The organism is Actinosynnema sp. NPDC037264 (assembly GCF_055603705.1).
In genome coordinates, this window is record NZ_JBVJVK010000005.1 from 1 (window position 1) to 12,514 (window position 12,514).

Below are 12,514 nucleotides of genomic sequence, written 5' to 3' on the forward strand. Positions count from 1 at the left end.
CGCCTCATGATCGAAACGGTGTTATGAAGCAGATTCTATAAACGCCGCAAGGGTTTTCGACTGCGCCACTCGCGATTCCTCGTGGACGTACATCATGTGGCCCGCCGGGTAGTACGCGGCCTCGATGTTCGCGTGCAGCTCCCGGGGGATCTGCAGGTGCGCCACCACGTGCTCGGCCGCGTAGTACGGCGTCGCGCCGTCCAGGTAGCCGTACGCGACGTGCACCTTCAGGTGCGGGTTGGCGCGCATCGCCGACGCCAGCTTGTTCGCCACCGTCACGTGCGTGCCCTCGAACTCCTTGTACGACCACGGCCGCACGTTCATCGTCAGGATCTCGTACGGCAGGTCGTTCTCGTACTCCAGCTCCGCCCGCACGTAGTGGTTGAGCGCCGCCGTGTACGGGCCGAGGATCGCCGAGTACGACGGGTCCTCGCTGAAGTGCTCGCGGCCGTAGTCCGCGTCCGCGCCGGTGAACCGGGAGTCCAGCCGGCCGACGACCTTGCGCTGCGACCGCAGCAGCTCGGTGAAGAACCGCACGTGCTCGACCCGCAGGTCCACCCGGTCCACGTAGTCCTCGCTGAGCCCGGTCAACCCGGCCAGCCGCGCCACCGCCGCCGCGCGCTCCTCAGTGGACAGCCGGTTGCCGCGCGCCAGCGCCCACGGGTAGTCGCGGGAGGCGAAGTCCTCCGCGTCGGCCAGCACGTCCTCCAGCGAACGGTCGCCGTGCAGCCCGTGGTAGTGCGCGATCGCCGCGTAGGTCGGCAGGAACAGCGTGTGCGGCAGGTCGTTGCCCTCGCTGAAGTCCAGCGTGGTGAAGTCCAGCACGGACGAGATCAGCATCAGCCCGTTGAGGTACATGCCGTAGCGCGACTGGAGGTAGTCGGCCAGGCCGGCCGCGCGCGTGGTCCCGTACGACTCGCCGGCCAGGAACTTCGGCGACATCCACCGCCCGTTGCGCGAGGTCCACAGCCGGATCACCTCGCCGACCGACTCCAGGTCGCCCTGGAAGCCGTGGTACTGGCCGGGCTTCTCGCCCTTCACCGCCCGCGAGTAGCCGGTGGACACCGGGTCGATGAACACCAGGTCGCTGTGCGCGAGCAGCGTCTCGGTGTTGTCGACCAGGTCGTACGGCGGCGGCGTGAGGGCGCCGACGTCGCCGGAGACGACCCGGCGCGGTCCGAGCAGGCCCAGGTGCAGCCACACGCTCGACGAGCCGGGGCCGCCGTTGAACGCGAACGTCACCGGCCGCTTCGCCGGGTCGGCGCCGTCCAGCGTGTACGCGGTGACGAAGACCTCGGCCTTCGGCAGGTGCCCGTCGAACTTTCCCTCGGTCAGCACCTCCTGGCGCAGCACCACCCGACCGGTGGTCGTGGTGTAGTTCAGCTTGCGCCGCTTGACGGTGATGCTGTGCTGGGTGGTGACGAGGTCGTCGGCAGGGAGGTCCTTCTCGTCGCCGTTGTCCGCGGCGGCCTGCTCGTCGCCGTTGTCCTTGTCGGTCATGGTCGAACTCTACGATCGGAGTCGCCGCCGGTGCTCCCGCTTTCCGCTCTTGACGAACGGGTTACCAGTTGCCGGGCGTGCCCGCGGCTGGTGGCGTGGCGCGAGGAGGTGGCGCGGGTCAAGCGGGCGGCGTTCCGCGACCAGGAGTACTGGGGGCGTCCGGTGCCGGGGTTCGGGCCGGCGGACGCGTCGCTGGCGATCATCGGCCTGGCCCCGGCCGCGCACGGCGCCAACCGCACGGGCCGCATGTTCACCGGCGACCGCTCGGGCGACTTCCTGTACGCGGCGATGCACGCGGTGGGCCTGGCGACCCAGCCGACGGCCGCGCACCCGGGCGACGGGCTGGAGCTGATCGGCACCCGGATCACGGCGCCGGTGAAGTGCGCGCCGCCGGAGAACAAGCCGACCCCGGAGGAACGCGACAACTGCCGCCCGTGGCTGATCCGGGAGCTGGAGCTGCTGCGGCCGACGTTGCGCGCGGTGCTCGTGCTGGGCGCGTTCGGCTGGCAGGCGGCGCTGCCCGCGCTGGCCGCGTGCTGGCAGGTGCCGCGCCCGCGCCCGGTCTTCGGCCACGGCGTGCACCTGACCCTGCCCGCGCAGGACGGCGGCGAACCGCTGCACCTGCTCGGCTGCTACCACGTGAGCCCGCACAACACGTTCACGGGCAGGCTCACCGCACCCATGCTGCAAGACGTCCTGCGCGCCGCCGGGACCGCTGCCGGCGTCCTGTAGCCCGTGGGCAGCCGGGCCGACCACGCGATCGTCGGGCCCGACGGCTCCGAGCCTCTCGGCCCGGACGCGGTCACGACGCTCGTCGTCGGGGACGGCGCGGACCAGGCCGTTGACCCGGTTGGCCGTGTCGGGGTCAAACCACCCGCACCGGACGTGGCCGACAGGCATCCTTGGTCCATGAAGCCCCGGCTCGCGCTCGTCCTCGCGGTCGGGTCCGCGCTCGTCCTCATCGCGCTCGCGGCAGGCGGCACGTCGCCGGTGCGCTACCAGGACCGCCCGGCCGGTGGCGACGACGCCCCGCCGCCGACCGCCGACTCGAGCCCGCCGCTCGACACCGAGGTGGGACCCTCCGCGGCGGCCGGGTCGCTGCTGGTCCTCGTGATCGTCTTCATCGCGGTGGCGGTGGTCGGCGTGGTCTCGCTGCTCATCTCGCTCGGCGTGTTCCGGCGCCGACGGCGGCGGCGTGGCGTGGGCGCCGCGGTCGACGCGCCCGACCTGCCCGAGGCGCACGCGACGCCGCCGCCGATCCTCGTCCGCCGTGCCGCCGAGGCCCTCGAAGAGCTGCGCGAGGGCACGAGCGGACCGCCCGGCGACGCCGTGATCGCCGCCTGGCTCACCCTCGAACGGGCCGCGCAGGACAGCGGCGCGCCCCGCGAGGGCCACCAGACGGCCACCGAGTTCACCGGCGACCTGCTGCGCCGCTACCAGGTCGACGAGCACGCGACCGGCACGCTGCGCCGCGTCTACCAGCGGGCCCGGTTCGGCACGGCCGAGGTCACCGCGGCCGACGCCCGCACCGCCACCGAGGCGTTGGAGCACATCGTGCGGGACCTGCGGTGAACGCCCTCGTCGGCGGGATGGGACGCGCGGTCGTGCTGGCGGTGGCGGTCGCGGCCGTCACGGCGTTCGTGCTGGTCCGCGTGGGCGCGCCGTGGCTGTGGGCGGTGGTGCTCGCGCTGCCCGTCGGCGGGTTGGCGCTGCTCGTCGCACGCCTGCCGCGCGCGACGGACGTCGTGTGGGCGCAGCAGCCCGCCACCCTCTCCACCGCCACGTCCGTGCAGGCCAGTACTCTCGCGAGCCGCCTCGCCGAGGCCGCCGTCGACCAGGACCGGTTCACCGTCCGCGTCCAGCCCCGGCTGCGCAGGCTCGCCGAGGCACGGCTGCGGCAGGTGCACGGCATCCACGACCTCCACCACCCGCGAGCCCGCGAGGTGCTGGGCCCCGACCTGCACCGCCTGCTCACCGACCCGAAAGCGCCGCTGCCCGAGCCGTCGAAGCTCGCCGACCTGTTGGAGAACCTGTGACCGGAACCGACGTGGGCGTCGAGGCGATCGCGGCCGAGGCGAAGGCGGTGCTGGCCGCCGTCGGCACGGTGGTCGTGGGCCGGGAGCGGTCGCTGCGGCTCGCCCTGGCGGCGATCCTCGCGGGCGGGCACGTGCTGCTGGAGGACGTGCCGGGCCTGGGCAAGACGTTGATGGCGCGGTCGCTGGCGCAGGCGTTGAAGCTGGACTTCAAGCGCCTGCAGTGCACGCCCGACCTGCTGCCCGCCGACGTCACCGGCTCGTTCCTCTACAACCCGGGCGACCGCGAGTTCACCTTCCGCGAGGGTCCGCTGTTCACCGGCCTGCTGCTGGCCGACGAGATCAACCGCACCCCGCCGAAGACGCAGTCCGCGCTGCTGGAGGCCATGCAGGAGCGGCAGGTCACGGTCGAGGGCCGCACGTTCGCCCTGCCCCGCCCGTTCCACGTGCTGGCGACCGCGAACCCGGTGGAGTACGAGGGCACCTACCCGCTGCCGGAGGCTCAGCTGGACCGGTTCCTGCTGCGGCTGGACATCGGCTACCCGCCGCCCACCGAGGAGGTCGAGGTGCTGCGCCGCAGGCTCACCCGGCAACGCGAGGAGACCGAGGTCGAGCCCGTGCTGGACGCGGCCCGGCTGCGCCGGCTCCAGCACGGCGTCGAGCAGGTGTCGGTGGACGACGACGTGCTGCGGTACTGCGTGGACCTGGCCGCCGCGACCCGCGCGCACGGCGCCGTCGAGGTCGGCGCGTCACCACGCGGCGCGCAGGCGTTGGTGCTGGTCGGACGGGCTTTGGCGGTGCTGGACGGGCGGGACTTCGTGCTGCCCGAGGACGTCAAGGAGTGCGCCGTGCCCGCCCTCGCGCACCGGCTCACGCTGCGCCCGGAGACGTGGACGTCCGGCGTCACCGGCGTGGAGGTCGTGACCGAGCTGCTGGGCCGGGTGGCCGGGCCCGCGAGCGCCCGGTCGTGAGCCGGGCGCAACGGCTGCGCGCGGCGTTCACCAGCGGGCGCGGCGCGCACTGGCACCCGACCGACGCGTTGGTGCGCGGCCTCGCGCTGGGCGTCGGGATGGTGGTGCTCGGCGGCCTGCTGCACGAGGTCGAGCTGGTCCTGTTCGGCGCGCCGTTGCTGATCTCGACGCTGGTGGCCCTGGTCACGCCCGTCGTCGGCACGCCGCAGGTCCGGGTGCGCGGGTTGCCGCGCACCGGCGAGGTCGGCGCGGCCAAGTCGGTGGTGGAGGTCGACCCGGGCCAGGGCGCCGAGGTGATGGCGATCCGGCTGCCCGGTGTCGGCGAGGGCATCGGCCCGGTGCACCTGGTGGCCGCGTCGGCGCGGGAGATCGAGGTCGTGCTGCGCCGTGACGCGTGGGGCGAGGGCGTCGACCTGCGGCCGGACCACCTGGTGGCGGGGCCGGACGCGTTGTTCGTGCACGGTCCGGTGACGGCCCCCGAACGCGGTCGGGTGATCCTGCCGCCCGTCGAGGCGCTGCCCGCCGGCCTGCTGCCCGCACGGGCGGTCGGCCTGGTCGGCGCGCACCGGGCGCGGCGGCCGGGCGACTCGGTGGAGCTGCGCGACATCCGGGCGTTCCAGCCCGGCGACCGGCTGCGGCGCATCGACTGGCGGGTGTCGTTGCGCGCCGCCGGCATGGCCGGGTCGGCCGAGGGCACGAACCTGCACGTCCGCGAGCACCACGCGGAGGCGGACGCGGACGTCGTGCTGGCACTGGACACGCGGCAGGACGTCGGCGCGGAGCTGGGCGACTGGTCGTCGCCGGTGCGGGCGAGGGCGGGCCTCGTCTCCGGCCGGTCGCTCGGCGAGTGGTCGTTGACCTCGCGCGGCACGACGGCCCGGCCCGGCGGCAGCCTCGACCTGGCCGTGCGGGCGGCGGCGTCCCTGGCGGCGGGGTACCTGCGGCAGGGCGACCGGGTCGGCCTGGTCGACCTCGGCCGGCCGCAGCTCGGTGCGCGGCCGGGCGCGGGGCGGCGGCAGCTGCTGCGGCTGCGCAACCAGCTCGTGGTGTGCGCGCGGTCGGCCGGGTGGGCGCAGCGGCCCGTGCTGCGGCCCGAGCAGGTGCCGCACGGCGCGCTGGTGGTGGTGCTGTCGCCGTTCCTGGACGGCGAGGTGGTGGAGCTGGCCGTGCACGCGGCGCGGCGGGGCAACCTCGTGCTGGCGGTGGACGTGCTGCCGTCGCCGTTGCGCGCCGACGGTGAGACGCCGTGGGGCGAGGCGGTGCTGAAGGTGATCCGGCTGGAGCACGACGTGCGGCTGGAGGCGATGCGGCAGCACGGCGTGGCGGTGCTGCCGTGGGGCGCGCCGATCGCGGGCGTGCTGCGTGCCGCCCGGACCGCGAGGAGGGTGTCCCGGTGACGCGAACGTCGAACCCAGGCCCCGCGTCTCGAACGCCCAGGACGGCCGTGTCCTCCGTTCGGGTACCCCGAGTCGGACGCCCGGGACGGGGGAGCGGTGCGGGCTGAGCTGGGCGCCGGGCTGCCGGCGTGGGTGTTGCGGGCGTCGATCGTGCTCGTCGCGGGCGGTGTGGCGGCGGTACTCGCGGTGCACGGGGTCGAGTGGCCCGCGCTGGCGCTGTACGGCGCGCTGGTGGTCGTGGCGGCGGCCATACCGGCGTCCGCCGCGGTCGCGCTGGTCATCGGGTACCCGGCGGCGGCGATGGTGGTCACCACCGACGAGCCGTCGTGGCCCGGCGTGTTCGCGCTGGTCGTGCTGCTGCACCTGCTGCACGTCCTGTCCGCCTACGCGGCGGTCGTCCCGGCCGGCTCGCGCGTTCACCCGGATGCGCTCAAGGCCCCCGCGAAGAGGTTCGCCGCCGTGCAACTCTCCGTGCTCGCCCTCGGTGTCGTGGTACTCCTCCTGCCGGGCGGCCGAACGGACGCGGCGGTCGAGGTGGTCGGCCTCGTGTGCGCGGTCGGACTGGTCGTCGGAACGGTCCTGCTGATGCGTCGGAAAGGCTGAGAAACACCCCCTCCGGGCTCAGCGCGAGCTGACCGTCTGGATCGTTCCTCTCAGCACGTTCACCCAGCCGCGCAGGTCAGCGGCTGCGTGTCGGCAATCACGCGGCGACTGTGGTCACAACGGGCCTGCTCGATGCGCCGGAAAGCCCTGCCCGGTGCGACCATGTGTGTATGGCTGCTGTGAAGTCGCAACCCACACGGATCGTGATTGTCGGCGGTGGGTACGTCGGCATGTACACCGCGCTGGGATTGCAGAAGAAGCTGCGTTCCGGCGAGGCGTCCGTCACGGTGATCGACCCCCAGCCGCACATGACCTACCAGCCGTTCCTCCCCGAGGCGGCGGCCGGCTCCATCGAACCGCGCCACGTCGTCGTGCCGCTGCGCAAGGTCCTCAAGCGCTGCCACGTCGTCACCGGCCGCGCGACCCGCATCGAGCACGAGCGCAAGGCCGTCACGGTCGAGCTCGCCGACGGCCACGTCGAGGAGTTCGAGTACGACGTGCTGGTCTCGGCACTCGGCGCCATCTCGCGCACGCTGCCCATCCCGGGCCTGCCCGAGGTCGGCATCGGCATGAAGACCATCGGCGAGGCCATCTACCTGCGCAACCACGTGCTGTCGCGGCTCGACCAGGCCGCCAGCACGAACGACCCGGAGCTGCGCAAGCGGCTGCTGAGCTTCGTCGTCATCGGCGGCGGCTTCGCGGGCATCGAGACGCTGGCGGAGCTGGAGGACATGGCCCGCTACGCGCTGCGCTACTACGAGGGCCTCAAGCAGTCCGACATGCACTGGGTGCTGGTCGAGGCCACCGGCCGGATCATGCCCGAGGTGAGCGCGCGGCTCGGCGTCTACACCGTCGAGCAGCTCGAGAAGCGCGGCATCAAGTGCTACCTCGACACGCGCGTGAAGAGCATGGAGGGCGGCCACGTCGTCCTGGACGACGGCACCGAGTTCGACTCGGACACAATCATCTGGACCGCGGGCATGAAGGCGAACCCGATGCTGCGCAACACCGACCTGCCGCTCGACGAGCGCGGCCGGGTCCGGTGCACGGCGGCGATGCAGGTCGTCGGCCTGCCGGGCGTCTGGGCCGCGGGCGACTGCTCGGCCGTGCCGGACCTCTCGCGCACCGAGGAGGACCCGACGGCGACCTGCGTGCCCAACGCGCAGCACGCCATCCGGCAGTCCAAGCTGCTGGCCAAGAACATCATCGCTGCCCTGCGCGGCAAGCAGCCCAAGGACTACTTCCACAAGTACCTGGGCTCGGTCGCGGGCCTCGGCCTCTACAAGGGCGTGGCCGACGTGTTCGGCCTGCGGTTCAAGGGCGTCGTCGCCTGGTTCATGCACCGCAGCTACCACGTGATGTTCATGCCCACGGTCAACCGCAAGTTCCGGGTGTTCGTCGACTGGACCCAGGCGCTGTTCTCGGGCCGCGAGGTCGTCGCCCTCGGCCAGATCCACGAGCCGAAGGCCGAGTTCGACCGGGCCACCAAGAGCTGAGCGCGAACGGCCCCGCGCACGCTGCGCCGTTCGGGCGCGGCAGGCGTGGGGCCGTCTGGACCAGCCTTCTCACTTGAGCCCCCAGACGGGCTAACGCGCTGCGCGTCGCCTTGACATTGCGTAACGTGAACCCGAGAATACAGCTGGTGTATCGCCTGAATGTGTGATGCATCAGTGGGGAGAGAGGTGACCGCGATGTCTCTCGAGGAGCTGGCCGCACAGCTTCGCCGCGGTGAGATCGAGGATCGTGCGCTGGCGGAGTACTCCGCGGAGTACGCCACCGCCGAAAAGCGTTTTTGCAGCAAGAAAGACGACTGAGTCATGACCGTCTCCGGGTGGGGGAACGAGACCGTCCCCCCACCCGAGGCCGCCAGACCGGTGAAACCCACCCCGCTGTTGCTCCAAGGCCAGGACTACCTCTTCCGGTCGCAACCCAAGTGCCTGGACTTCCAGGAGCAGGTCCACCGCCTCGGCATGGTGGACGAGGGCGACGGCAGCCCCGTGCCCTGCGTGCTGGTCCTCGCCCGGGCCGCCGACATGGAGATGAACGAGCTCTCCATCGCGCTCGCCGAACGCGGCATCCGGATGGCCCGCATCGACGCCGACCGCTCGGTCGACCTCCCGCTCACCGTCTACACCGACCAGCCGCTGCTGGAGCTCGACCGCTGGCTGCTGCGCCCGCTGCTGGTGTGGCGCAGGCACTTCGAGCTGACCGCGCTGCCGCTGGAACCCGGCACGCTGGCCGGCGCGTACGCGGTGGACCAGTGGGGCGCGGTCGCCGACTGGCTCTCCAGCCGCGGCGACTGGGCGCACGTCAACCCCAGCCGCAACACCTCCCACCTCAACCGGCTCACCCAGCTCGCCGACGCCGCCTCGTTCGGCCTGAAGGTGCCGCGCACCACGGTCACCACCCGACCCGGCCGCACTCGGCCCGGCGGCGGGCGGTGCATCGTCAAGACCTCCGGCCGCCACCTGCTGGAACCGCGCCCGGGGATGCAGCACGGCCTGTTCCCGCGCCCGCTGGAGACCAGCCGCTCCGGTGACGTGCCGGAGTCCGCGCCGGTGATCGTGCAGGAGTACGTGCCCTCCGACACCGAGCTGCGCGTGTTCGTGGTCGGCGAGCGGTGCCTGGCGTTCCAGGTCGACAAGCTCGACCCGGCGCAGCTGTGGGTCGACCCCGAGGCGGTCCGCGTCACGCCCGTCGACGTGCCCGGCGGGCTGGCCGACCGGCTGCTCGCGCTGGCCAGGCACTGGCGGCTCCAGGTGGCCGCGTTCGACCTGCTCGTCTCCGGCGGGGACCACGTGTTCCTGGAGGTCAACGTCAACTGCGACTGGCGGTGGTTCGAGCACCGGGCGCAGGACTCGCGGGTGTCCGACGCCGTGCACGAGTGGGTCGCGGCGCGCTTCAAGGAGCTGCTGGGTGCGGGCAAAGGTCGCTGAGCACGCGACGCTCTTCTACTCCGACGGCGCCGTGGTGTGGGACGACTACCTCAACCACCGCCAGTTCGCCATCAGCGAGACCGCCGAGCTGCTGTGCCGCAAGTTCACCGGGTTCACCGACGTCGACGAGCTGCTCGCGCCGCTGGCCGAGGGCGATCAAGTCGCGCTGCGCAAGGTGATCGAGGAGCTCCTCGAAGCCGGGGTGCTGATCGTGGAGGGCTCGCCCGAGCACGAGCGGGAACGGCGGCTGCTCGCCGGGTGGCGCGACTGGGGCACGTCGGCCCGGCACTTCCACTTCGCCAGCCGCACCCTCGCCGACGCGCCGTACCAGGGCACGGAGGAGCACGACGCCGTGCTGGACGCCAAGCTGGCCGCCGAACCGCCGCCCGCGCCGTTCCGCCGCCTCGGCCGCACCGCCGTGCTGCTGCCGCGCCTGGACGGCACGTCGAGGTGGGCGTCGGAAGGGCTGCTCGACGTGCTGCTGGCCCGCCGCACGACCCGCGGGTTCGGGCCGGGGCCGATGTCATTGACGCGGGTCGCCGAGCTGCTGGCGGTGCTGGCGGGTCCGTCGCCCGCGCGACCGCGGATCGGGCGCTCCGGCACGGTGTTCAAGACCAGCCCGTCCGGCGGCGGGCGGCACCCGGTCGAGCTGTACGCGCACGTGGGGGTGGCCTCCACCGGAGGTGGCGATCAGGCGGTCGAGGCGCTGGAGCCGGGCTGGTACCACTACGACGGGCTCGCGCACGCGCTGGAGCCGATCGGGGTGACGTGGGGGCCCGCCGAGATGACCGCCGCGGCGGGTGACCAGGACTGGGTCGGGCAGGCGCCGTTGGTCCTCGCGTACACCGGAGTACTCGAACGGACTAGATGGCGTTACGACACGTCACGTGCTTACCGTGTTGTGCAAATGGACGTAGGACACCTGTCCCAAACGGCTTATCTGGTTGCTACGGCAATGGGTTTTGGTATCGGCTTCACCGCAGCATTGCGGGATGAGCTCGTCGAACAAGCACTCGGCTGTGATGCTTATCACGAAGTCGTACTCGGTCTGAGCGCCTTGGGGCCATTACCCGAATGAGCGCAATAGCGGATCGCATTGAGCCGTGCGGGCGACTTCTTCTGAAGTAGCCCCACGAACGCTCGGTAACCGCTTAGGCTCCCCGCTGCCCCCGTAGCCCAACCGGTAGAGGCAGGCTCCTTAAAAGAGTCACAGTACGGGTTCGAATCCCGTCGGGGGCACGTTCGGCGCCACAGCGACTTCACCCATCTGCCGGGTGAACCCAAAACGGTGCGTCGTGCCGGTCGACATCGAGTCGGCATCGCGTCACCCGATCGGACCCGCGAACGCGGTGCGGCGGCCGTGAACAGGCACACCACATCGGATGAGTCGCGGATGTCCGATCGGATGACGCGCGGGTTCAGCGGTCCCGCACCCATTCCGCGACGACGTCGGCCAGCACCGCCAGTGGCAGCGGCCCGCCGCCGAGCAGCACGTCGTGGAACGCGCGGATGTCGAAGCGCTCGCCCAACGCCTCCTCGGCCGCCGCCCGGATCCGCAGGATCTCCAGCCGGCCGACCATGTACGCCAGCGCCTGGCCCGGCGCGGCGAGGTAGCGGTCGACCTCGTTCTCGATCTCGACCAGCGCCAGCGGCGTGTTCTCCCTCAGGTACTCGACGGCACGCGCGCGGCTCCACCCGTGCGCGTGCAGACCGGTGTCCACCACGAGCCGGCCGGCGCGCATCGAGTCCATCGCCAGCATCCCGAGCCGCGCCACGTCGTCGGAGTACAGGCCCATCTCGTCGGCCAGCCGCTCGGTGTAGAGCCCCCAGCCCTCCAGGTACGCGGTGACGTGCGCGACCCGCCGCAGCACCGGCAGGTCGGTGAGCTGCTGCGCCAGCGTGATCTGGAAGTGGTGCCCCGGCACGGCCTCGTGGAACGCGATCGCCTCGGCCTGGTAGCGGAACCGCTCCTCGACCCGGTGGGTGTTCGCGTAGTAGACGCCGGGCCGCAGCCCGTCCGGCGTCGGCGGCGAGTAGTAGGCGATCGGCGCGCCGGGCGCGTCGGCCGCGGGCACCGGCTCGACCTGGCACCGCTGCTCGGGCACCCGGCCGAACCAGCGCGGCGCGGCCTGCTCCGCCCTGGTCACGGCCTCGCGGGCGGCGGTGATCAGCTCGTCCTCGGTGCTCCAGCGCAGGGCCGGGTCGGTGCGCATCCGCTCCAGCACCTCGGCCACGTCGGAGGTCCCGAACACCCGCTTGCCCAGCTCGGCGTACTCGTGGGCCAGGCCCGCCATCACGTCCAGGCCGGTCTGGTGCAGTTCCGCGGGCGTGCGGTCGGTCGTGGTCCGGGTCCGCGCGAGCGCCGCGTACATCGCCTCGCCGTTCGGCAGCCGGCTCAAGCCCGCCTGGTCGTCCGGGCGGCCCTGGATGCCCGCCACCACGTCCCGGTAGGCCGCGAACGCGGGCCGCACCACGTCGGCCAGCAGGCGCTCCCGCTCGGCGGCGAACGCCTCACCGCCGACCGGACGGGCCAGCGGGTCCTCGTCGGCGGCGAGGTAGCGGTCCAGGTGCGCCACGGAGGCGTCGACGAGGTGCTGAACGGGCGTGCGGCCCGCCGCCGCGCCCGCGAGGTGCCGTTCGGCGATCCGGCGCAGGAAGTCGGGCACCGCGGCGAGCCGCTCCAGGTAGGCCCGCTCGGACTCCGGCCCCGACAGCACGGTCGTCGGCATGACCGACAGCAGCTCGCCCGCGGGGGCGAAGAACGAGTCGGTGATCGTGTACTCGACGCCGAGCGCGTCGATCTCGTCCACGATCGCCTCGGCCTGCTGCACGATCACCGCACGCGTCACCGGGTCGTCGTCCGCGGGCAGAGCGCGCGCCCGGTCGGCGATGTCGACCGCCCGTGCCCGCGCGGATTCGTCGGTCTCCACCCGGCGGTCCGCGAGCAGGTGGTCGTATCCCGGCACGCCGTAGACGGTCGCGCTCAACGGCTCCCGCGAGAACATCAGGTCGAGCAGTTCGTCGGCCAACTCCGTCGTCGTGCCCATGCGCACCCCCTGGTCGTCGTGAAACCA

The 12,514-nt window shown here is 72.6% G+C and carries 12 protein-coding genes and 1 tRNA gene; 11 read left to right on the top strand and 2 right to left on the bottom strand.

The features are described from left to right. Positions 1–21 precede the first annotated feature (21 nt). Complete coding sequence (locus ACZ7GX_RS07930) at positions 22–1,500, bottom strand: S10 family peptidase (RefSeq protein ID WP_498774105.1); 1,479 nt, start codon at positions 1,498–1,500, stop codon at positions 22–24. A 30-nt stretch (positions 1,501–1,530) separates the two neighbouring features. Here ACZ7GX_RS07930 and ACZ7GX_RS07935 point away from each other — a divergent pair, with 30 nt between their 5' ends. From ACZ7GX_RS07935 to ACZ7GX_RS07985, 11 genes are all read left to right on the top strand, one after another. Next, positions 1,531–2,232, top strand: coding sequence for a uracil-DNA glycosylase (locus ACZ7GX_RS07935; RefSeq protein ID WP_498774107.1), 702 nt, complete (start codon positions 1,531–1,533; stop codon positions 2,230–2,232). A gap of 177 nt (positions 2,233–2,409) precedes the next feature. Next, entirely contained in the window at positions 2,410–3,072 is a 663-nt protein-coding gene (locus tag ACZ7GX_RS07940) for a DUF4129 domain-containing protein (RefSeq protein ID WP_498774109.1), read from the top strand. Then, entirely contained in the window at positions 3,069–3,536 is a 468-nt protein-coding gene (locus ACZ7GX_RS07945) for a hypothetical protein (protein WP_498774111.1), read from the top strand. The genes ACZ7GX_RS07940 and ACZ7GX_RS07945 overlap by 4 nt, the downstream gene beginning before the upstream one ends. Then, entirely contained in the window at positions 3,533–4,504 is a 972-nt protein-coding gene (locus ACZ7GX_RS07950) for an AAA family ATPase (RefSeq protein WP_498774113.1), read from the top strand. Before ACZ7GX_RS07945 ends, ACZ7GX_RS07950 begins: the two co-directional genes overlap by 4 nt. Then, positions 4,501–5,901, top strand: coding sequence for a DUF58 domain-containing protein (locus tag ACZ7GX_RS07955; RefSeq protein ID WP_498774115.1), 1,401 nt, complete (start codon positions 4,501–4,503; stop codon positions 5,899–5,901). Before ACZ7GX_RS07950 ends, ACZ7GX_RS07955 begins: the two co-directional genes overlap by 4 nt. Positions 5,902–5,997: 96 nt before the next feature. After that, on the top strand, positions 5,998–6,504 hold the full coding sequence (locus ACZ7GX_RS07960; protein ID WP_498774117.1) for a hypothetical protein: 507 nt from the start codon (positions 5,998–6,000) through the stop codon (positions 6,502–6,504). A 170-nt stretch (positions 6,505–6,674) separates the two neighbouring features. Continuing rightward, complete coding sequence (locus ACZ7GX_RS07965; protein ID WP_498774119.1) at positions 6,675–8,000, top strand: NAD(P)/FAD-dependent oxidoreductase; 1,326 nt, start codon at positions 6,675–6,677, stop codon at positions 7,998–8,000. Positions 8,001–8,195: 195 nt separating this feature from the next. After that, positions 8,196–8,318, top strand: coding sequence for a hypothetical protein (locus ACZ7GX_RS07970; protein ID WP_267935188.1), 123 nt, complete (start codon positions 8,196–8,198; stop codon positions 8,316–8,318). Positions 8,319–8,321: 3 nt separating this feature from the next. Further along, positions 8,322–9,440, top strand: a complete 1,119-nt coding sequence (locus ACZ7GX_RS07975) for an ATP-grasp domain-containing protein (protein ID WP_498774121.1) — start codon at positions 8,322–8,324, stop codon at positions 9,438–9,440. Further along, positions 9,421–10,518, top strand: a complete 1,098-nt coding sequence (locus ACZ7GX_RS07980; protein ID WP_498774123.1) for a SagB family peptide dehydrogenase — start codon at positions 9,421–9,423, stop codon at positions 10,516–10,518. The genes ACZ7GX_RS07975 and ACZ7GX_RS07980 overlap by 20 nt, the downstream gene beginning before the upstream one ends. Positions 10,519–10,605: 87 nt before the next feature. After that, positions 10,606–10,679, top strand: a tRNA-Leu gene (locus tag ACZ7GX_RS07985). A 179-nt stretch (positions 10,680–10,858) separates the two neighbouring features. Here ACZ7GX_RS07985 and ACZ7GX_RS07990 read toward each other — a convergent pair. Beyond that, positions 10,859–12,487 (bottom strand): DUF885 domain-containing protein, encoded by a 1,629-nt coding sequence (locus ACZ7GX_RS07990; protein ID WP_498774125.1) that lies wholly within the window; start codon positions 12,485–12,487, stop codon positions 10,859–10,861. Positions 12,488–12,514: the final 27 nt, after the last annotated feature.